The sequence below is a fragment of the Streptococcus sp. GMD3S genome, from assembly GCF_000298695.2.
Classification (GTDB): domain Bacteria; phylum Bacillota; class Bacilli; order Lactobacillales; family Streptococcaceae; genus Streptococcus.
The window spans coordinates 15,123-37,694 of sequence record NZ_AJRC02000005.1 but is presented as its reverse complement, the minus strand read 5'-3'; the positions used below and the strand labels follow the sequence as shown (position 1 = coordinate 37,694).

Annotated in this window: 16 protein-coding genes; 5 read left to right on the top strand and 11 right to left on the bottom strand. The window is 41.3% G+C overall.

Translation table 11 applies throughout. The features are described from left to right. Positions 1–53: 53 nt before the first annotated feature. Positions 54–1,538: a DUF1846 domain-containing protein gene (locus tag GMD3S_RS0203530; protein WP_000743588.1), complete on the top strand. Its 1,485-nt coding sequence runs from the start codon at positions 54–56 to the stop codon at positions 1,536–1,538. A gap of 133 nt (positions 1,539–1,671) precedes the next feature. Here the strand turns inward: GMD3S_RS0203530 and GMD3S_RS0203525 are convergent, their stop codons facing one another. The 5 genes from GMD3S_RS0203525 to GMD3S_RS0203505 are packed head-to-tail and all read right to left on the bottom strand — an operon-like array spanning position 1,672 to position 5,600. Next, positions 1,672–2,703, bottom strand: coding sequence for a sensor histidine kinase (locus tag GMD3S_RS0203525; RefSeq protein ID WP_001007877.1), 1,032 nt, complete (start codon positions 2,701–2,703; stop codon positions 1,672–1,674). Beyond that, a complete protein-coding gene (locus tag GMD3S_RS0203520; RefSeq protein ID WP_000404923.1) occupies positions 2,670–3,368 on the bottom strand; it encodes a response regulator transcription factor in 699 nt (232 codons plus the stop codon). Before GMD3S_RS0203520 ends, GMD3S_RS0203525 begins: the two co-directional genes overlap by 34 nt. A gap of 12 nt (positions 3,369–3,380) precedes the next feature. Then, on the bottom strand, positions 3,381–4,103 hold the full coding sequence (locus GMD3S_RS0203515; RefSeq protein ID WP_000588278.1) for an ABC transporter permease: 723 nt from the start codon (positions 4,101–4,103) through the stop codon (positions 3,381–3,383). Next, positions 4,103–4,891, bottom strand: coding sequence for an ABC transporter permease (locus GMD3S_RS0203510; protein WP_000665377.1), 789 nt, complete (start codon positions 4,889–4,891; stop codon positions 4,103–4,105). The genes GMD3S_RS0203515 and GMD3S_RS0203510 overlap by 1 nt, the downstream gene beginning before the upstream one ends. 1 nt (position 4,892) lies before the next feature. Continuing rightward, positions 4,893–5,600, bottom strand: coding sequence for an ABC transporter ATP-binding protein (locus GMD3S_RS0203505; RefSeq protein WP_000400161.1), 708 nt, complete (start codon positions 5,598–5,600; stop codon positions 4,893–4,895). Between the two features lie 283 nt (positions 5,601–5,883). Between GMD3S_RS0203505 and GMD3S_RS0203500 the strand changes: the two genes are divergently transcribed. Continuing rightward, positions 5,884–6,366 carry an S-ribosylhomocysteine lyase gene (locus GMD3S_RS0203500; RefSeq protein WP_000032544.1) on the top strand — a complete coding sequence of 161 codons (483 nt, stop codon included), beginning with the start codon at positions 5,884–5,886 and terminating at the stop codon, positions 6,364–6,366. Positions 6,367–6,425: 59 nt separating this feature from the next. On the opposite strand, the gene GMD3S_RS0203495 is transcribed toward GMD3S_RS0203500, so the two are convergent. The 3 genes from GMD3S_RS0203495 to pflB form a co-directional block, all read right to left on the bottom strand. Continuing rightward, positions 6,426–8,531, bottom strand: coding sequence for an ATP-dependent Clp protease ATP-binding subunit (locus tag GMD3S_RS0203495; protein WP_001063360.1), 2,106 nt, complete (start codon positions 8,529–8,531; stop codon positions 6,426–6,428). A 453-nt stretch (positions 8,532–8,984) separates the two neighbouring features. Next, positions 8,985–13,058: a Spy0128 family protein gene (locus GMD3S_RS0203485; RefSeq protein ID WP_000045544.1), complete on the bottom strand. Its 4,074-nt coding sequence runs from the start codon at positions 13,056–13,058 to the stop codon at positions 8,985–8,987. Positions 13,059–13,376: 318 nt separating this feature from the next. Further along, positions 13,377–15,692: a formate C-acetyltransferase gene (gene pflB / locus GMD3S_RS0203480; protein ID WP_000260621.1), complete on the bottom strand. Its 2,316-nt coding sequence runs from the start codon at positions 15,690–15,692 to the stop codon at positions 13,377–13,379. Between the two features lie 232 nt (positions 15,693–15,924). On the opposite strand from pflB, the gene dinB reads away from it, so the two are divergent. Then, complete coding sequence (gene dinB, locus GMD3S_RS0203475) at positions 15,925–16,986, top strand: DNA polymerase IV (protein WP_000904545.1); 1,062 nt, start codon at positions 15,925–15,927, stop codon at positions 16,984–16,986. A 34-nt stretch (positions 16,987–17,020) separates the two neighbouring features. Here the strand turns inward: dinB and GMD3S_RS0203470 are convergent, their stop codons facing one another. Both GMD3S_RS0203470 and GMD3S_RS0203465 read right to left on the bottom strand, forming a co-directional pair. Further along, positions 17,021–17,866: an undecaprenyl-diphosphate phosphatase gene (locus GMD3S_RS0203470; RefSeq protein ID WP_000273567.1), complete on the bottom strand. Its 846-nt coding sequence runs from the start codon at positions 17,864–17,866 to the stop codon at positions 17,021–17,023. Between the two features lie 59 nt (positions 17,867–17,925). Further along, positions 17,926–19,821: a DUF2207 domain-containing protein gene (locus GMD3S_RS0203465; RefSeq protein WP_000747708.1), complete on the bottom strand. Its 1,896-nt coding sequence runs from the start codon at positions 19,819–19,821 to the stop codon at positions 17,926–17,928. 129 nt (positions 19,822–19,950) lie between these two features. Here GMD3S_RS0203465 and GMD3S_RS0203460 point away from each other — a divergent pair, with 129 nt between their 5' ends. Continuing rightward, positions 19,951–21,516: an ABC transporter substrate-binding protein/permease gene (locus tag GMD3S_RS0203460; protein ID WP_000732046.1), complete on the top strand. Its 1,566-nt coding sequence runs from the start codon at positions 19,951–19,953 to the stop codon at positions 21,514–21,516. Then, positions 21,513–22,253, top strand: a complete 741-nt coding sequence (locus GMD3S_RS0203455) for an amino acid ABC transporter ATP-binding protein (RefSeq protein WP_000189490.1) — start codon at positions 21,513–21,515, stop codon at positions 22,251–22,253. The genes GMD3S_RS0203460 and GMD3S_RS0203455 overlap by 4 nt, the downstream gene beginning before the upstream one ends. Positions 22,254–22,345: 92 nt before the next feature. Here GMD3S_RS0203455 and GMD3S_RS0203450 read toward each other — a convergent pair whose 3' ends face one another. Continuing rightward, on the bottom strand, positions 22,346–22,561 hold the full coding sequence (locus tag GMD3S_RS0203450; protein ID WP_001130031.1) for a capsule biosynthesis transcriptional regulator: 216 nt from the start codon (positions 22,559–22,561) through the stop codon (positions 22,346–22,348). Between the last annotated feature and the right edge of the window lie 11 nt (positions 22,562–22,572).

Sequence of the window (22,572 nt, the reverse complement as noted above, 5' to 3'; positions counted from 1 at the left end):
CGTAGTTTCCTATCTTCCAATTTTTTATTATAATAGAGGTCAGAGGTAAAAAAATGAAAAAACAAGCTTTTAGTTCTGAACAATATTTGAATCTACAGCGCGACCACATTTTGGAGCGCATTAACCAATTTGACGGCAAGCTCTACTTGGAGTTTGGTGGCAAAATGTTAGAAGATTTCCACGCTGCTCGTGTCCTTCCTGGTTATGAGCCTGACAATAAAATCAAGCTCTTGCAAGAATTGAAAGAGCAGGTTGAAGTTGTGATCGCCATTAACGCAAGCAACATCGAGCATTCCAAAGCGCGTGGTGACCTAGGCATTTCTTATGACCAAGAAGTTCTTCGCTTGATTGACAAATTCAATGAACTGGGAATTTTTGTTGGTTCGGTTGTCATCACACAATACGCAGGACAACCCGCTGCAGATGCCTTCCGCAACCAGTTAGATAAAAACGGGATTGATTCCTATCTTCATTATCCAATCAAAGGATACCCGACGGATATGGATCACATTATTTCTCCCGAAGGCATGGGGAAAAACGACTACATCAAAACCAGTCGCAACTTGATCGTCGTAACAGCTCCTGGACCTGGTTCTGGAAAATTGGCCACTTGTATGTCCAATATGTACCACGACCAACTTAATGGCATCAAGTCTGGTTACGCTAAGTTTGAAACCTTCCCAGTTTGGAATCTTCCCCTTCATCATCCGGTCAACTTGGCCTACGAGGCTGCAACCGCAGACCTTGATGATGTCAACATGATTGACCCCTTCCATCTTCAAACTTACGGAGAAACTACTGTCAATTACAACCGTGATATCGAAATCTTCCCAGTACTCAAACGTATGTTGGAACGCATTCTCGGTGAATCTCCATACGCTTCACCAACAGACATGGGTGTCAACATGGTTGGTTTCGCTATTACAGATGATGAAGCTGCTGTCGAAGCTTCTAAACAAGAAATCATCCGTCGCTACTATCAAACTGTTCTTGATTTTAAAGCTGAAAAAGTCGGAGAAACTGCTGTCAAGAAGATTGAACTTCTCATGAACGACCTCGGCATCATACCTGCAGACCGTAAGGTTGCTGTCGCTGCACGCCAAAAAGCAGAAGAAACTGGTGGCCCTGCCCTAGCCCTTGAATTGCCAAATGGGGAAATCGTGACTGGTAAAAACTCTGAACTCTTTGGTCCTACAGCTGCTGCCTTGATCAATGCCATCAAAAAATCAGCTAACATCGCTAAGGAAGTGAAACTCATCGAGCCTGAAGTCGTCAAACCAATTCAAGGTCTTAAAATCAATCATCTCGGTAGTCGCAATCCTCGCCTCCACTCAAATGAAATCCTGATTGCACTTGCAATCACAGCTATGGAAAATCCTGATGCTGCGCGTGCCATGGAAGAACTTGGGAATCTCAAAGGAAGCGAAGCTCATTCAACCATCATCTTGACCGATGAAGACAAGAACGTCCTTCGCAAGCTAGGCATCAACGTAACCTTTGACCCATACTACCAATACGATCGCTTGTATCGGAAGTAATTAAACGAGGCTGGACAAAACTCAATTTGAGAGAAAAATCCAGTAAATCTTTACATAATAAAAAAATCAAACGCATAATATCAAGTCTTTTGGACACTTGGTATTATGCGTTTTTATGATTTTCCATTCTCATTTATTTCAATGAAATTGTCAACTCGACAGAGGCTCCTCCTTGGTCTGGATTGAGCAGGGTCAGACGACCACCATGCAAGAGAGCTACCTGCTTAGAAAAGGCTAAGCCGATACCATGATGGGGATTAGTTGAATTGCGGCTTTGGTCACTCTGGTAAAAGAGCATTTCTGCTCCCAGCAGCATCTCCTCAGAAAATGCAGGGCCATTGTTCCAGATAGCAAAAACCAACTGGTCCTGCTGCACTGATACCGTTAGCTTGACTTCCTTTTGGTCCTGATTAGCATGTTCAAGCGCATTCAGTAAGATATTGAGCAAAGCCCGCTTGAGATAGTCCAAATGAATGGACAATCTCAAGCTAAGATCACAATCTTCTTGGAGATAAAAATGATAGCTTTCCTGTTTGCTGAACAGTGCCCAATCATCCTGTAGATAAGCCAAAAAATCCCCTAAGGAAAGCTGACTGAACTGATTAGAATCAATCTGAAAAGTCTTAGCGTAATCAATCAAAGAGCCACAATACTCTTCCATCTTGTGACTGGCCTGCAAAATCTCAGAAGCATAGTCTGCCTGTGGCTGGCCTAACTGCGCCAATTCCAAGAGTTCAGCATTCCCCTTAATTACAGTTAGGGGCGTCTTCAAATCGTGCGATGTCGCTGATAGCTGTAAAATCAACTCCTGATTATGCTGCTGCTCTCTTTCTAGAAGATGAGCATTTTCTTGGTGGCTGCTCCGTAAATCGCTATAAACTTCTAGCATTTCCTCAATCCGAAAAAGCTGACTTTGATTTTCTTCTAAAAGCTTCTCGCTCTTTAGCATTTTTATTTCCCTGTCGATTTTTCGGAGCAATTTCAAAATATGATAAAAAGTAATCAGCAGCAAGCTCCCTGCCCAGAAGAACAAGGTGAAAAGAACGTAATCACTTCCTTGCGTAAATTCATAGCCTATAAGCACAAAAATCAAAACATGAAAAAAGACGATTTTCAAGCTAGTTGTCCAGACTAGGCTTTTGAAATTTCGGGTTCTAATTGCCATCTATAGCCTACTCCTCTCACTGTTGCGATTGCTTGCAGACCTTCTTGTTTGCATTTTTGGCGAATCTGATATACGTATTCTGAGATAGAGCGAAGCTGTGTTTCTGAGCTTTCTGGGTAAAGCAAGGTATGCAGGCGTTCAGCTGAAAAGGTCTGCTTGGGATTGCTAGCTAGTAAATGCAGCAATTTAAACTCTCGCTCTGAGAATTTCAATACTTTACCAAAACAGATAATTTCATAGCGCTCTGGATAAAATTGACAAGAAGCAATCTCAGAATAGCGCTCCTCACGTCTTTCCTCCCGCCGAAGATGCGCCCTGACACGCGCCAGCAATTCGTTGGTCCCAAAAGGCTTGACAACATAGTCATCTGCTCCGCGAAAGAGCCCTTCCACCTTGTCCGCCTCCAACTCCTTAGCCGTCAAAAAGATGATGGGACACGAAAGATGAGGACGAATGTAGGAGCACAACTCAAAACCATTAACAGGCTCCATCATCACATCCAGCAGAATCAAGTCATATCCGACAAAATGCGTCAGCTCTAGCTCTTCTATTCGATCAAGCGTCGTCACATCATAAGCATCGAGCTCTAGGACATTTTTCACCAGCTTCAAAATGCTCCGGTCGTCATCAACCACCAAAATACGATACTGTCTCATGATTTCCATTATAGCATACCTCTAGCGAACATCTCGTTTCAAGGTCAAGAATATAGCAGAGCTCCAAATCAAAGCTAGCCAGAACAGCTGTATTCCCAACCCTGATAGATCTATCGAATTCTGAAGCCCTTCATACTCAAAAAGATTTAGCGTAGCCAGATCGGGCAGGTACTTTGCTTCTTTGATAAAAGTTGCCAATAAACGGCTAAGACCAATCAAGAGAGGAAATAGCACCGACACCGGCACAACCCAAGATTGAAAGAGCAAAGCGAGGCCAGCAGCTAAAAGAGCCAGAAAAAGATTGCTGAGAAGACCAAAAGAGCTGTAATAGAGGAATTTCCCCAGTAAGGGCCAGCTAAAGTCTAGGTCAAATCGAGCCAGCATAACAAAGAAACAGCTGCCTATCATGACACTGTAGAGAACCAAGAGCAGAACGGCCAGAAAAAGGAATTTCCCAGCCAACCAAGCCTTTCTATTTGATACGGTTAGAAAATTCGTTCGCATCCCAGACTTGACAAACTCCTGGGCAAAATAGAGGGAAGTAAAGATGACGATGACAGGCTGCGCCAGATAGAGAGCATGCAAAGCTTCACTCAGAGCCTTTGTCTGGCCAACTGCTGTCTGACTGTAGTCAAGATTCATCAGAAAAAAAGGAACGACTACCAGAGCCACAAAGGCGGCACCAAGAACGAGATAGTAAGAACGAAACTTAATCCATTCACTTTTAAGCAGAGCTTTTATCATCAGTAGCGTCCTCCTAAATCCGTCTTCAAAAAGCGCAGAGAGGCCATGACGCCGATGACTAGCAACCATACGCTTATTATCAAGAGTCCTTGCAAGGGATTGTTGGCATATTGGGAAGTTGGCGTTGCAGCAAACAACTCTACTGCTGGCTGTGGCAAATATGCCCCCCAACTCGTGTGAGCAGCTAGGTAGTTTCCCAGATTATAGATCTGGGGTACGAGAAATAGCAGAGGAACTAGCATGGTCCGAGCCAATAAACCTAACAAAAATGAAAGGATCCCCAAGAGGGTTAGAGATAAGGTTTTCCACAAAATCAAACTCCAAGCTGCCTGATTGAGCAAAATCGGATCAAGCCCTTCCTTTCCTAAAGCCAGATGCATGACCATATAGCTCAAATAAATGGATAACAAGCTAATGATGAGTGAAAACAAACCAAAGGTCAATATTTTCCCCATAAGTAGCTTCAAGCGGTTATTACAAGCCAATAGACTGGTTCGCAAGCTATGAGACTGAAATTCCATAGCTCCCAAAATTCCAGCTAAAATGACCAAAACCATGACCGCCATAGAAGCCCCGTTGAGACCTAGATATTCCAGCGGATCAATGGCGTTTATCAGATTAGGAACCGTCTCAGGTGTAGCATCCAAGCCGATAGACAGATATTGTCGGCCCTCCAACCAGGATACGACAGGCACCAATAGTAGCATGAAGGCCACACTCACTTTGAAAGCCTTGATTGATCGGATTTTCAACCATTCTGAATGCAATAAGGACATCGTCTCTTTCATCTTAAACCTCCTCTGTTAAGTCGAAGAAGAGCTCTTCTAAACTATCTGTTCCTTGTAATACATCTTCTAGCGTTCCCTGTTCGATAATTTGCCCATGATGAATCAAGACTACATCATCTGTTACCATTTGTACCTCAGACAGGATATGAGAGGATAGAAGGACGGTTTTCCCAAAATCAGCCTGCTGGCGAATGAACCTTCTAAACCACTTAATCCCACTTGGATCTAGTCCATTAGTCGGCTCATCTAATATAAGAAACTGAGGATCACCTAGTAAAGCTACTGCCAACCCCAGGCGCTGCCCCTCTCCTAGAGACAGGCTTGATAAGAAATCCTTTTTCTTATGAGCGATCCCAGTCATATCCAATACCTCATCAATCCGAAACTTCGGAATAGCATTACTTGCAGCAATAATATGCAGATGGTCGTAAACCTTTCTATTTGGCAGACCTCCAATACCGTCAAAAGCTGCACCTACTGTTTTGAGAGGATAAATCATTGACTGATAGGTTTGTCCATCAAAAGTCGCAGTTCCTGCTGTCGCCCGATCTAAGCCCAAGAGAATCCTCAAGGTCGAGCTTTTTCCTGCACCATTATGTCCTAGAAAAGCCGTAATGCGACCACTCCTAGCTGTAAAAGAAATATCCTTTAAAATTTGCTTGTCTCCATATTTTTTAGAAACACGATCAATTTTTACAATATGTTCCATACTGAACTCCTTTATCTTTATTTTCTCCAGTATACCCAATCTAGTTCAGAATTAGTTCAGAGATTAAACAGAAATTTCAGAAAAAGTTGATCCACTTTTCAAAAGTCACCTGAGTTCCACTAGAAAAACTAAACTTTTCTTTCACAAGGTATTCTTCTCTCCATTCTTTCTTTATAATTCTGAGGTTTATGTATAGAGACTTTATTATAAAAAGTCATTTATCAAACTCCATCAACAGCACCCTTTATGTTATAATGAAAGAAGAAAACTGAAAGGATTTACCATGTCAAAAGAAGTTATTGTTGAAAGTTTTGAACTTGACCACACCATTGTTAAAGCACCTTATGTTCGCTTGATTGGGGAAGAAACGGGGCCAAAGGGAGACATCATCTCCAACTTTGATATTCGCTTGGTACAGCCAAATGAAGACTCTATCCCTACTGCTGGGCTTCACACTATCGAACACCTCTTGGCCAAACTCATCCGTACCCGAATTGACGGCATGATTGACTGTTCACCATTTGGTTGTCGCACAGGCTTCCACATGATTATGTGGGGTCGCCATACCAGTGCTGAAATTGCAGCTGTTATCAAGGATTCGCTCAAGGAAATTGCTGAAACCACTACTTGGGAAGATGTCCCTGGAACAACCATCGAATCTTGCGGAAACTACAAGGACCACAGCCTCTTTTCTGCTAAAGAATGGGCAAAACTCATCCTGGAACAAGGAATCTCAGATGATGCCTTTGAGCGCCATGTCATCTAAACACAAAAAGGAACCAGCTTTTAGCTAGTTCCTTCTTTTTTTATTCTCAAAATCTTGAGTTAGGCTTTTTCACGAATAACCAAAACGCCATCTTCCATATCTGCTTCCAAATGTTTAGCATCTAGATGATCCAAGTGGAAGTCCGTCACCTTATCACGAATTTGTTGTTCAACCACGCGACGGAGAGGACGAACACCCATAACTTCGTCATAGCCTTCTTCTGTGATAAAGTCCTTAGCTGCTTGGCTGACTTCCAAATCAATGTCTTTCTTAGCCAAGGTTTGGTTGACTTCAGCCAACATCAAGTCCACAATCTTAGAAAGGTCTTCCTTATTCAAGTGTGAGAACTCGATAACTGCGTTAAAGCGGTTAAGGAATTCTGGACGGAAGTATGGTTTCAAACGATCCATTAATTCTGGTTTATCTGCATCTTCTGTCAAGTTAGCTTCATAGCCAAATCCAGCATTTGATGTCGCGATAATGACCGTGTTCTTGAAGTTCACTGTATTTCCTTGACCATCAGTCAAACGACCGTCATCCAAGACCTGAAGGAGAAGGGTGATTACTTGAGGATCCGCCTTTTCAATTTCGTCCAAGAGAATGATAGAGTAAGGATTACGACGAACACGTTCTGTCAAAGTATTGCTATTGTCATCATAACCCACATAACCTGCTGTTGTACCGATTAACTTAGATACAGCTGTGCGGTCACTGTATTCAGACATATCCAAACGAATGATAGCATCCTTAGTTCCAAACATATCCAGTGCCAATTGCTTAGCGAGCTCGGTCTTACCAACCCCAGTTGGACCTACAAAGAGGAAGCTACCGATTGGGCGATTGCCTTCATCAAAACCAGCACGGTTACGACGAATAGCACGAGCCACTGCTTCTACTGCCTTGTCTTGGCCGATAACCTTGTGTTCCAAACGATGAGCCATATCTTTTAGGCGTTCGATATCAGATGCCCCCATTTGAGAAACTGGGATACCAGTCATACGCTCTACGGACTCGGCCACATCATTGACAGTGGCAGTCACTTTCATGTCTTCTGTGTGGTTTTCGACTTTTTTCTCTAATTCTGCAATGCGAGTTTTAGCATTGAGAGCTGCTTCAAAGTCTTCTGCCTCAACTGCTTTTTCTTGCTTGTCTTTTTCTGCCTCAATTTCCCGTTCAACAGCATGCACATCTGTTACAGGATGTTGAGCTGCCAAGTGAGCAGCCGTTACGTCTACAAGGTCAATAGCCTTATCTGGCAAGCTACGTTGAGGAATGTATTGGATAGAATAATCCACTGCTGCTTTCAAGACTTCGTCTGGCAAGATGACATTGTGGTGTTGTTGATAGAGGTCACGAATCCCTTGAAGGATTTTAAAGGTATCCTCTGCTGAAGGAGCATTGACCTTGACTTCGTTGAAACGACGAGCAAGAGCTGCATTTTTCAAGATGGTGTTACGGTATTCGTCTTGAGTTGTCGCTCCAATAACGGTCAATTCACCACGAGAGAGAGCTGGCTTGAGAATGTCCGCAAGCCCTTTAGAACCACTGTCTCCTCCGATTGAGCCAGCGCCAAGGATTTGGTGAATTTCATCAAAGAAGAGGATAATATTCCCTGCTTCTTTCACCTCATTGACTAGATTTTGAACGTTTTCTTCAAAGCTACCACGGTATTGAGTACCAGCCTCAAGACCTGAGATATCAATAGAAATAATTTCCTTGTTCTTGATGGCAGCCGGAACATCTCCATTCACAATAGCTTGTGCTAGACCTTCGACAACGGCTGTCTTACCAACACCTGCATCTCCGACCAAAACAGGATTATTTTTCGTACGACGCGAGAGGATTTCAGATGTTTCTTGAATTTCCTTGTTTCGTCCAATAACAGGATCCAACTTGCCTTCACGAGCTTCCGCTGTCAAGTTACGACCTAGTTTAGCAAGGACACCGTCTTGTTTCATACCTGAAGCGTGTTGTTGCATTTGTGCATCAGATTCTGCATTACCTGGCAATTGACCAGTTGCACGATAGTGAGCAAATTCCTCAGGTGTCACTTCACGTCCATTAATCAAGTAGCGACGATTTTCAGAACTATATCCTCGCATACCTCCCATCAATTGGTTAAATAAATCATCCATGTTGTTAAAGTTATTAAAGTTGTTGTTCATATTCTTTACCTCGTTTATTCTTAATTATATGCGATCTCTGATATTGACTATCTTTGATCTTTGTTTTAAAAATTTTAGACTAGCTAACTAGCTACCCTACGTATAATTTCTGGTTTTTCTTTCTTAAATAAGCCTTTTATCATCTTCTTTTCAAAATCTGTTAGATTTAACATAGGCCTCACCCCTTTCTAGGGTATCTATCATACATTTTCAAGAAATAGGATCATTGAAAATGAAGTTTTCTAAGGAATTCATTTTCCTTATGTTTCTACTATACCACTTTAGTCAGTAAAAGTCAATAACTTTTTGACCAAATTTGACTATTTTTTTAAAAAATTTTTTGAAGTACAAAAAAAGCCCCTAGAAAACGAATTTTCTAGAGACTTTCTCTATCAGGTTTAAGAGAGAAGTAGAATTCTCACTTACCAAGTTTCATGTTTCTTCTACAAAAGCTTAAGCTTTGCGTTTTACGAAGAATACCAATCCACTCAATGCCAAGACTACAAATCCAAGCGCAGAAAGGATAGAGGTTGCTTCCCCTGTGTTTGGAAGTTCAGCTTTACCTTTAGTCTCAGTAGCTGGAGGTGCTGGTTTTGGATCCTCTTTTTGTCCTGGACCAGTTGGTTCTGTTCCTGGAGTTGGATTTGTTCCTGGATTATTTGGCGTTGGATCTGGTGTTGGTGCTGGATCTGGCGTTGTTCCTGGATTATTTGGAGCTGGATTTGGATTTGGTTCTGGTGTTGGTGTTGGAACAGTGTATTTATTTGTAAATACAACTTCTTTACCATCGGCATACGAAACCCTTGCAGTCAAGAGACCTTGATCATCCGCAACTACAGTGACTGTTACGGTATGCTCAGTCTTATCGTATTCAATACCCTCTTCAGTACCAACTTTTTCAACCAAGGTATAAGTGTAAGTACCTGCTTCTTCGAATGAACGAACAAAGGCTACTTTACCTTCGGCAGTATTCTTAGCTGTAGCTACAACGGCGCCTTTCTCTTTCAATTCGAAAGTATAAGCATCAGCCGCAAGTTCTTTACCTTCAAGTTTCTTAGTTGCTTCAATCGTAGCTTCTACCGCTGGTGCTTTGAAGCTATTCTTGAAGACATTACCTGCTGGATATTCAACAGCTGCCTTCAAGGCGTTGGTTGCTGCATCTTTGGTTACTGTTACCTTTGCAGTCTTTTCTGTATCGTAAGTAATACCAGTTGCTCCAGCATTCACTTCTTTTACAGTATAAGTATGAACACCTTCTGCATCATAGTTGATTGTATTAAATGTTACTTTCCCACCTTGGTTTGTTTTTGTATCAATTTTTTGTCCATCTTTGTACAATTCAAATTGGAACTCACCATCAACCAAAGTACGACCAGTCAATTCTTTCGTAAACTCAAGTGTTGCTGATGTAGCTGTTGGAGCTGGTGCTGTATAAATATTTGTGAAGACCCGTTCTGTATCCGCATCTTCTACAGTCGCAACCAATTGGCCTTTACCATCATCCGCAACAGTGACGAACACTTCATACGCAGTTTGATCATAAGTGATTGTTTTATCGTCACCAGCTTTTTCAGTAATAGTGTAAGCGTAATCGCCTGCTGCTGAGAAAGTGACGTTGAAGACAACTTCTCCTGAGGCAGTATTCTTAGCCGTAGCTACAAGGTCTGAACCTTCTTTCAGTTCGAAAGTATAAGCATCAGCTTCAAGCGCTTTTCCTTTCAAGACTTTCTTAGCTTTGATTGTAGCCTGCGCAGGTTCCGCTTTATAGTCATTAACGAAAACTGGTGTTTCACTTGTAACTGTCGCGACAAGTTGACCTGAGCCATTATCTTTCACTTCTACAGTTGCTGGATGTTCTGTTTTATCATAAGTTACACCAAGTTTATTGCCAACCTTTTCTGTAATAGTATAGTTATATACTCCTGCTTTTGAATAGCTAATTTCAGAAAAACGAATCAATCCACCAGCAGCATTCTTTGCTGTCGCAACAACCTTATCACCCTCTTTCAGTTCAAACTCAAACTCATCTATCTCTAGCTCTTTACCGTTCAAAACTTTTTTAGCTTCAATAGCAATTTTTGCTGGAGCTGCTTTATAAGTGTTGGTGAAGGTTGGGTTGTTACCTGCAACAGCCGCCTCAAGTTGACCTTGACCGTTATCTGTAACGTTTACTGTCACTTCATGTGTAGCAGTGTCGTATGTCACACCTGCTTCGCTACCTGCTTTTTCTGAGATAGTGTAAGTGTGGTCGCCTGCTTCATTGTATTCGATTTCTTTGAAAGTAACAGTACCGTCTGCAGCGTTTTTAGCTGTCGCAACGACTTTGTCACCTTCTTTAAGCTCGAATTCGTATTTATCAGCTTCAAGGGCTTTACCTTCCAAGACTTTCTTAGCTGTAATCGTTGCACTTGTTTTAGCTGCTTTATAAGTGTTGGTGAAGGTTGGGTTGTTACCTGTAACAGTTGCAACAAGTTGACCTTGGCCGTTATCTGTAACTTTTACCTTAACTTCGTGTTTAGCAGTATCGTATGTCACACCTTTTTCACTACCTGCTTTTTCAGTGATAGTGTAAGTGTATTCACCTGCTGTTTCTAACTCAATTTCTTTGAAAGTAACGGTGCCGTCTGCAGCGTTTTTAGCTGTCGCAACGACTTTGTCACCTTCTTTAAGTTCGAATTCGTATTTATCAGCTTCAAGGTCTTTACCATTCAAGACTTTCTTAGCTGTGATAGTTTCTTTAGCTGGAGTTGCTTTATAGGTGTTAGTGAAAGTTGGTTCTGCAGATGTGACAGTTGCTGTTAAAACTCCACTTTGGAAAGTTGCTGCTACAGTAACTTCCTTGGCTTCTGTATCAAATGCAACGCCTGCAACTGCTGTTGAAGTGTCTTCTTTGATGATGTAGTGATAAGTTCCCGCACCTTTTACTTGGAGATTCTCAAAGGTAATAGTCCCATCAGCTTTTGATTTTGCTGTAGCTACAGGATCCTTCAAGTTCTCTGCAGTAAACAGGTTAAAGGTAAACTCATCTGCTTTTGGAAGTTTATCTGTACGTCCTTCTACTACTTTCTTAGCCGTCACATTGAATACAGCTGGAACAGGTTCGTCTTTAAGATGAATAGTAGAACCCGCAGCACCGAGTTTGACTGTATACTCTTTTTCATCTAGTTTATAACCTGCTGGAGCAGTCTTCTCTTTGATCTTAAACGTTTTACCTTCCCATTTCTGATCATAAGTTTTCGTAAGCGCTACTCCTTTTTCATTCGTAGTCACTTCTGTTGTTTCACTTGCATCATCTGCTGCTGTCACAGTATATACCGCACCCGAAACCGGAGCCAGAGTGAAGGCATCAGTCTTATGAATCTTAATTTGGTAAGCAGTAGATGCTACAATCGTACCAGAAATCAAAGATGTCGCCTCAGCTGTCATATCAAGTGCTCCCGGACGACTTGTATTCTGTGCTAATTTAGTCCCGTCAGCCAATGACAGAGCAACCCTATTTCCTACTTTACTTCCATCATTAGGAGTTGTTGTGTTATAAGAGACTATATAAGAGGTCGTTCCATCTTTAAAAATGATATCAAATGAAGTATAGTTTTCGTTCCACGAAACGGTATAGTCTTGTCCCTCAGTTAACAAAACTGCATCATCTGGAACAGCAGAAGTCCCAACAGTGATATTTGCCTTATACACTTTTAGAGTCTCAGGAATATACTGTGCAGGAGTGTAACTAGTATCATCATTTGGTATAGTATCATGTAATACAATATTTTGTCCTAAGTCTTGTTTCTCTGTATTTACACGTACACGCCAGGTAGACCATGCATCTCCCTTGCTAACCGAACCAATCTCAGCCAGTTTTGGAGAGTTCCAATTTTCAAGGGCAGCACGACCCCCAATTTTAGCATAATTTTCAGTACCAACTTTGGGACCATCGATTGTTTTTGATGAATAAATGTGAGTCACTTCTTGCTTCAATGAGGATGAATTAAAGTTTATGCGGGTTTTATTCTGATCCTTTAAGAATCTAAAAGTAACAGAAAAATTCCCTGACACATCCTTTACCTTATCTCCACCAGTTTTCTCTAGATATTTATCCAAGTTTTTCAAGGTGATTTTTGCTTTCCCACCTTGATCAGTCCCATTTGAAGTCACTTCAGCTTCTCCAATAGTAACTTTTGTTGTCGGATCGATTAAATCCTGACTCCCCTCATAAACTGCCATAGGAGCAGGTATATCAAAGGTAAAATAATCTCCATTATTCAAATGTTCATTATACTGTTTGAGATCAAAAGTCACGCGAAGCTTATATGCTAAATTCGTACGAAGCGAGAAATCTCCTTCTGAACTCACATTTTGCTTAGTATCTGAAGCATCTAACAGATCAATACCTGTAATGACTTGTGTCAATTCTTTTGAAACAGGATTATCTGCTTTAACAATGCCTATCAAAACAGATGCTAGGCCTAAAATAGCAAAAGCTAACGCAGAAAATTTAGAAAGCATATTTAACGCTTTGCTTTTCGACATTTCTTCTCCTCTTTTCTTTATGAAATTTTTATTTCTAATCTCCCTAAGAGATTACATCATACCATTTTGACAACCCCTATCACTAACTAGAGTTTATCTATTGTATTATAACATCTCAATACAATCTATTCAAGTTTAATAACTAGAAAATAAGTTTTTATAAGATTTTATTATATTATTCTCTCGAATTTCAACACATTGTCACAAGAATTAACAAAATCTCTCAGTATTTTTCATATGATATGTCGAAAATTTATCTTTTAGATATAGAAAAAAGCCAGTCCTATAGACTAGCTTTCTTTCTATTCTAATTGAATCTTAGCTCAAGGCGTCATCCATTGAAAGAACTTCGTGGAAGACACGTTGTGTCAATTCAGTTTTTTGTTCTGGAGTGAGGTATTTAGTGTTTACACAGTATCCAGAGATACGTACGATAACGTCTTCACCTGACATGATCTTTTCGTAAACATCGTTCAAGTCCATAACGTTCAAGTTAACGTGTTGTCCACCGTTTTCGAAGTAACCATCAAGGATTGTTACCAAGTTATCAACTTGTTCGTCACGAGTCTTACCAAGAGCACGTGGAGAAACTTGAGTTGTCAATGAGATACCGTCAGCTGCGTAACCAAAGTCAAGGCTAGCAAGTGAGTTCAAGTTTTGCAACCATCCACCTTTAGCTTTGTTAGATGGGTTCGCACCTGGTGAGAAGAATTCAAGTTTAGACAAGTTCACAGAACCATCTTCGTTGAGGTATACACCTTTGTGGACTGGTGAGTTACCAGTTTGTTTAGAGTAAGCAACGTTAGATGTGATTGTCAAAAGTGATACAGTAGCTTCTGCGTCTTTGTATAGTTTGTGGCTACGTAGACGAGTTGTATAAGCTTCGATCAACCATTCTGCCAATTCGTTTGAACGTGGGTCATCTTCACCCCAACGTGGGTATTCACCGATTGTTTCGTAATCGTAGATGTATCCATTTTCGTCACGGATTGGTTTAACGGTAGCGTATTTGATAGCTGACAATGTATCAACTGTGTTTGCAAATCCACAGATACCGAATCCCATGTTAGCACGTTGTTTAGTTGGCAAGAAGGCCATTTGAACAGCTTCGTAGTTGTACTTGTCAGTCATGTAGTGGATGATGTTCAAAGCATCTACATAAGTGTCAGTCAACCAGTCAAGAGATTTTTCAAAGTTCGCTTTAACTGATTCGAATTCAAGAACTTCGTCACGGATAGGATCGATGTCAAATACTTTGTAGTCTTTGTGAACATCGTCGTAACCACCGTTCAAACCAGTAAGAAGGGCTTTCAAAACGTTTACACGAGCACCGAAGTACTGGATGTTGTGGCGTTGATCTTCGTTTTCTGGGTCAAGTGGTGACACACAGCATGAGATACAGCTCATTTCTCCGTATCCGTCTTTAGCCATTGTTGTTACACCTTCATATTGGATAGAAGAGTGTTTGTGGCTCATGTGCATACAGTAGCGACGGAAGTTGTATGGCAATTTGTCAGTCCAAAGAACTGTCAAGTTCGGCTCTGGAGAGTTACCGATGTTGTCAAGAGTGTTCAAGAAACGGTAGTCCATCTTAGTAACACGGTGACGACCATCGTTACCCATACCAGCCATAGAAGTTGTGATGAAGGTTGGGTCACCTGAGTACAATTGGTCATAAGCTTTTGTACGAGCAAATTTAACTGTACGAAGTTTCATAACGAAATCATCAACGAACTCTTGGATTTCTGATTCAGTAAATGTACCGCGAGCAAGGTCACGTTCTGCAAAGATATCCAATACGATTGGCACACGTCCTAGAGATGTAGCAGCACCGTTAATCACACGGCAGACAGCCATGAAGGCGATGTTAACCCATTGGATTGCTTCTTTCGTGTTCATCGCTGGTTTGCGGACATCAACTCCGTAAAGGTCACCCAAGCGAACAACTTGTTGCAATGCTTGGTATTGAAGGTTTACTTCTTCACGAAGACGGATTGTTTCTTCATCAATTTCTTTGATCGCATTCCAGTCGTTTACTTTTTCTTGCATCAAGTAGTCTGCACCGTAAAGAGCAAGACGTGCGTAAACACCGATGATACGTCCACGTGAGTAGGCATCTGGAAGACCAGTTACAGTGTGAGCGTGACGAGCGCGACGAATGTTTGAAGTGTAGGCACGGAAGATACCGTCGTTAACTGTTGTTACGTATTTAGTGAAGATTTCGTGAACAGCTGGATCTGGTTCATATCCATTTTCTTTCAAAGTAGTTTCAGCCATACGGATACCACCTTTTGGCATGAAGTTCAATTTGAAGAGTTCATCGTTTTGGATACCAAAAATCACTTCGTTTTCTTTGTCGATAAATCCAGCAGGAATATCAGCAATAGATGTTGGACGAGTGTCCATTGGGAAACGAGTTTCTTCGTAGTGTGCTTTTGTTTCTTCTACGATTTTTTTGATGTGAAGTGAACGTTCTGTTGGTCCAGCAAGGAAACTTTCATCTCCATCGTAAGGTGTGTAGTTAGCTTGAACGAAGCGAGAAATACTTGCTTTTTCTTTCCAATCTACGCCTTTGAAGCCTTCCCAAGCTTTATCAAAAATATCTTGTGCTTCAACAACTGTCTTAACAACCATGTTAATATCCTCTTTTTTCTAGTAACAGTCATCTGTTACATTCTTGAGACAAGTATACCATACAGTAACCGATTTCAACAAGAGAAAATCGGCATTTTAGACGCTTTCTTTTATAATACAGTCTCTTTTTTGTTCTTATCTGTATTATATTTTTGAAAGTCAGGTTGAACTTTCCCATTTTTTCAGAAAAAAGGGTATAATAAATAGAAAATGACACTAGAAAGGGATTGGAATGCTCATATTTCCATTGATAAATGATCTGTCCAGAAAAATCATCCATATCGACATGGATGCCTTTTTTGCTGCGGTGGAAATAAGAGATAATCCTAAGTTAAAGGGCAAACCTGTCATTATCGGAAGCGACCCCAGACAAACAGGTGGGCGTGGTGTCGTTTCTACCTGTAGCTATGAGGCACGAGCTTTTGGTGTTCATTCAGCCATGAGTTCTAAAGAAGCTTATGAGCGCTGTCCCCAAGCTATCTTTATCTCTGGAAATTATGAAAAGTATAAGACTGTGGGACTTGAGATTCGAGCTATTTTTAAACGCTACACTGATTTGATTGAACCTATGAGTATCGACGAGGCATACTTAGATGTGACGGAAAATAAACTCGGTATCAAGTCAGCCGTCAAAATAGCCCGCCTCATCCAAGAGGATATCTGGCAGGAACTACACCTGACCGCTTCTGCAGGCGTTTCCTACAATAAATTTCTAGCTAAAATGGCCAGTGATTATCAGAAGCCACATGGTTTGACAGTGATTCTACCTGACAAAGCCCAAGACTTTCTCAAACAAATGGACATTGCTAAATTTCATGGTGTAGGAAAGAAGACAGTAGAAAAGCTTCATGAAATGGGCATTTATACTGGTGCAGACTTATTGGATGTCTCAGAAGTTACTTTAATCGATCGCTTTGGCAGACTTGGTTATGATCTTTATCGAAAGGCTCGTGGTATTCACAATTCTCCAGTCAAGTCCAATCGCATCCGCAAATCAATCGGGAAGGAGAAAACCTATAGTAAGATTCTCCAGGATGAAGAAGATATCAAAAAAGAGCTGACTCTTCTCTCCGAAAAGGTAGCTCACAATCTCAGCAAGCAGGACAAAGCTGGAAAAATCATTATCCTAAAAATACGATATGCTGACTTCTCCACTCTGACTAGACGAAAAAGCCTCCCACAAGCTACACAGGACGCTAGTCAGATTTCTCAAACCGCCCTTCAACTCTACGAAGAGCTAGCTGAAAAAGAAAAAGGTATCCGTTTACTAGGAATTACGGTGACAGGATTTTAAAAAGCTTGAAGGAAACTTCCCTCAAGCTTTTTTCTTATACAAACAAACGCACAAAACTATAGAGCAACAAGACACTACCGAGTACGATACGGTATTTACCAAAGAGTGTAAAGTCGTGTTTTTTCACATAACTGGTCAAGAAACGAATAGCAACCATGCTGACCGCAAAGGCAACACCCATGGCAACCAAGAGCAAGAACAGTTGTCCAAAACTCAAGAGTTGACCTGCTTTAATAAATTTGAAAATCTTTAAAGCGCTGGCTCCGAACATAACAGGAATTCCGAGATAGAAGGTGAACTCTGTTACGACTGAGCGGCTTGTTCCATTTAACAAACCACCAACGATCGTCGCACCTGAACGGCTCGTTCCTGGAAAGAGGGCGAGGACTTGGAAGAGCCCAATGTAAAGGGCTGTTTTATAGGGCAACTTGTCTAGCTCTGTCACTGTTGGTTCAATGGCTTGCGCCTTATTTCGTTTTTCAAGGTAGATAAAGGCAACACCATAGATAATCAACATGATTGCAACTGAAACCATGTTATGGAAGTTGGCATCAAACCAATCATCTAATTTAAAAACCAATAGCAAAGGCAAGGTCGCAACGAAGACTTTTGACCACAATTGCCAAGTTCTACGAACTTCTACCTTAGTTTTACCAGGTTTGAAAGGGTTAAGCTTGTTAAAGTAAATGACCATAACTGCTAAAATGGCACCAAGCTGAATGACAACATTAAACATGGACATGAAGGCTTCATTCTGGTCCTTGTATTGTACAAATTCTTCAACCAAGATCAAGTGGCCAGTACTTGAAATGGGCAACCATTCCGTAATTCCTTCAACAATCCCAAAAAAGATTGACTTCAAAATTTCAATAAAATACATACATTACTCCTTTTTCTGTCCTCTATTATAACATAATTTCAGATGTTGCGATAGATTTTTTAGAAGGCGCCGATGCTACCACCGCCTCCGCCTCCTGAGAATCCTCCACCTGAAGAACCACTTCCAGAAGATACAGAGTAATTGCTAGCTGTATTTGCGACAGCAGTATATTGCTTGATTTGTGCAGTTGAGGTGTAGAACTGTGAGTGCCAACCATAGGCTACATAAAGATTCAAATCTGGATTTTCAAGCTGAATATGGCGGACTTTCATTAACTTGCTCACCTTCTTGGCATAACCAAAGAGAGTCGCATAGACCAGTAGACGATTCCAAAGGACGATGCTCTCTAGCTCGGCCTGATCCAGATGAGCGATGTCGCGAAGCATATTTTCAAAACTCGTCCAGAGATAGAAGATTTCTGCTCCTTCCTCTGTTAGAACTCCATCACGATAGGCCCCTCGCGTGGCAAGATAAACCCAGAAACTAGTCCCTAATCCTGTCAATCCTAAAAGTAGAAACGGGATCGAAAAGAAGCCATGTGTTTGCCAACTATAATAAAAGAAAAGCAATCCACCTAGAGCTGTTATGGCTGAACAGACCCGCATCCCGAGAGCAAGGCGACGTTCCTCACTTGTCAAAGGACGATAGTAGCTTGGGATACGAAGTACATGGACCTTATCCTTGACACAAGACTGAATGCGTTGAAGTCTTCCTTCAAAGGAGCGTTTGAGACGCGAGCCTGTTTCTCGGATATGTTTTTCATCTGACTCTTTGGCACCACGGTAAAGGGAAGATGAAACTTGGTAATCAGGGAAGAGCTCTGAAATAGCCAATTCTTTCTTATTTGACAAGGTCATGCGTAGACATTCTTTCTCAAAATTGGACAAACCCTTTTCACTGATAATGCGCACATAAGGTTCCTCATCCCCTTGGAAAATAGATAAATGACCTCGATCTACTAAATCCAACAAGGTTGCCTGAATCAGACGTTCAAAAGTAAATTTACCAAACCCTGATTTGTTTAGGGGATTGACTTCCTCTAAGGAAGTTGAATACACTGCTTCTGCTAAAACCATTGGAGGCAAATCCATCGGTGGTTCGTAGAGTCGATGATCTTTTGGAAAGACCTTTTTAATGCTTGTACTCTGACGAAACATCCTATAGAAAATAGGAACTAGAAGTAAGAGACTCATAAAAATGACGGGAAATACCCATTTCATCAAAATCTCACTTTGCGCTTTTTCTGTTGCTATATTGCTTTCAATCCGGTTAAAATCGGTTAAACGTTCTTCCTCTAATCCTTGATCTGGAGCTCCTGCAAAAGCACTTCTAGGCCAGTATGCGTGTAATTCGATCTGTCGCTTTCTAGGAAGGTCTTTCATTTTGACATGATAGAGATTATTTACTTTTTCAACACTAGAGTCCCTTAGGAGTTGTCCTGCATGAAAATAGAGTTTCTCCGCTGGAGTATCAGAGCTGACCTTGAACTCAATCTCTTTGATGTCTCCAGTACTATCTGTCAAGGGTTGCCAATTTAGCTCTGCGATATCCTTATACAAGAAGAGAAGATTTGATAGTTTCCAGGTAACCGTTACCCGAACAGTATCTCCAGCATATCCAGCATTGTAAATTTTTACCTTGTAACCGTCCTCTTCCTCCATAGTATAGAAGGAAGCATTTTGAACAATTCTTCCATTTTTAGAGACCTGAACGGTCGGATCGGGATCAATGTCAAATCCTTCTGGCATTTTCCCAGCTTTCCCGAGTCCAACTAACTGACCATTATAATCATCTCCAAAGCGGTAGGTAATTGTTTCCTTAAAAATTGCAGTATTATCTGCATGAATATTCAAATCACCCTGATAAGATAAGATATCAAAGTCTACTGCAAAAACCAGGCTCGGTATAAATAATAAATAAGTAAATACCAAAGCCAACAGCCATCTTTTTTTCATAATCGCTTCCCTTTCAATCTTTTTACCATTATATCATTTTTTATAAGTAAAGGCTTACTTGTATTGAAAATCTCACTATTTTTAGATACAATAGAGAGAGTCATTTTTAGACTAGAAATAGGAGAAAACATGAAAAAATTATGCTTATCTATCCTTGCTAGCCTAGCCCTTACCTTAGGACTAGTTAGCCAAGTCCAAGCCGACGAATATTTACGCATCGGGATGGAGGCAGCTTACGCTCCCTTCAACTGGACCCAAGACGACGATAGTAACGGCGCCGTCAAAATCGACGGTACCAACCAATATGCCAACGGCTACGATGTTCAAATTGCTAAAAAGATTGCCAAAGACCTTGGTAAGGAACCTTTGGTTGTGAAAACCAAATGGGAAGGACTTGTTCCAGCCCTTACTTCTGGCAAAATTGATATGATCATTGCCGGTATGAGCCCAACCGCTGAACGCAAACAAGAAATTGCTTTTTCAAGCAGTTACTATACTAGCGAACCGGTTCTATTGGTAAAAAAGGACTCTGCCTATGCCAATGCCAAATCTTTAGAGGACTTTAGTGGAGCAAAAATCACGTCTCAACAAGGTGTTTATCTTTATGACCTGATTTCCCAAATTCCAGGTGCCAAAAAAGAAACAGCTATGGGTGACTTCGCCCAAATGCGTCAAGCTCTGGAGGCTGGTGTTATTGATGCCTATGTTTCTGAACGACCTGAAGCAATGACCGCTGAGTCTGCTAACGCTAAGTTCAAAATGATCCAACCTCAACCGGGTTTCAAAACTGGCGAAGAAGATACAGCTATTGCCATTGGACTTCGTAAAGATGACAGCCGCATCAGCCAAATCAACGCGAGCATCGAAACCATCTCTAAGGATGAACAAGTAGCCCTCATGGATCGTATGATCAAAGAGCAACCTGTGGAGTCTACAACAACGGAGGAAGAAAGTAGTTTCTTTAGCCAAGTTGCTAAGATCCTTTCTGAAAACTGGCAACAACTCTTGCGTGGTGCTGGTATCACACTCCTAATCTCCATTATCGGAACCATCACAGGTCTCCTTATCGGACTTGCAATCGGGGTCTTCCGTACCGCTCCACTATCTGAGAACAAGGCAATGTACACCCTACAGAAACTAGTCGGTTGGATTCTCAATGTCTATATCGAGATCTTCCGTGGTACACCAATGATTGTTCAATCCATGGTTATCTACTATGGAACTGCCCAAGCTTTCGGTATCAATCTTGACCGCACACTAGCCGCTATCTTCATCGTCTCAATCAACACAGGTGCCTACATGACTGAAATCGTCCGTGGTGGTATTCTAGCAGTTGACAAAGGACAGTTTGAAGCTGCAACTGCTCTTGGTATGACCCACAATCAAACCATGCGTAAGATTGTCCTACCTCAGGTTGTCCGTAATATTCTACCTGCTACTGGTAATGAGTTTGTCATCAATATCAAAGATACCTCTGTATTGAACGTTATTTCAGTTGTTGAGCTTTATTTCTCAGGAAATACTGTAGCAACACAAACTTATCAATACTTCCAGACCTTTACCATCATCGCCGTGATTTACTTTGTCCTCACCTTTACTGTGACCCGTATCCTACGCTTCATCGAACGTCGTATGGACATGGATACTTACACTACAGGTGCTAACCAAATGCAAACGGAGGATTTGAAAAAATGACACAAGCAATCCTTGAAATCAAACACCTCAAAAAATCCTATGGGCAAAACGAAGTGCTAAAAGACATTTCTCTCACCGTCCATAAAGGAGAGGTTATTTCCATCATCGGGAGCTCAGGAAGTGGAAAATCAACCTTCCTTCGTTCGATTAATTTACTAGAAACACCTACAGAGGGTGAGATTCTCTATCGAGGAGAAAATGTCTTAGAAAAAGGCTATAACCTCACCCATTATCGTGAAAAGCTCGGTATGGTTTTCCAATCTTTCAATCTCTTTGAAAATCTGAATGTCCTTGAAAATACGATCGTTGCCCAAACAACTGTACTCAAACGTGACCACTCTGAAGCTGAAAAAATTGCCAAAGAGAATCTCGAAAAAGTTGGTATGGGAGAACGTTACTGGCAAGCCAAACCGAAGCAACTATCAGGTGGTCAGAAACAACGTGTGGCTATCGCCCGCGCTCTCTCCATGAATCCTGATGCCATTCTCTTCGACGAACCAACATCTGCTCTTGACCCTGAAATGGTCGGAGAAGTCCTCAAAATTATGCAGGATTTGGCTCAAGAAGGCTTGACCATGATCGTTGTAACCCACGAAATGGAATTCGCTCGCGATGTCTCTCACCGTGTCATCTTTATGGATAAGGGCGTCATTGCTGAAGAAGGTAAACCAGAAGAACTCTTCACGAACCCTAAAGAAGAACGGACAAAAGAATTTCTTCAACGCTATCTCAGCTAATAAACAAAGACTGCATAAAGAATGCAGTCTTTTTAATTTGTAATTGTAAAGAAAAGGCAGACTCGATTCAGGAATCTGCCTGTGACCACAGTTTAATCTTCAAATTTTTCATGATTTTTTTCATAGAAATCGATTAAACCAAGAGCTGTTTCAAATGAAATATTTTTAACTTTTGCGCGTCCTTGTGCTAGAGCAATGATAGACATTTCACGCGCATTCGTTTCTTTAGAGATACGGTAGCCTGTGATTTTCTTATCACGAACCCAGCCAACAACTGCTTCTACTTTTTCAAAGTTCGACTTAGCCATGTTCTTCTCCT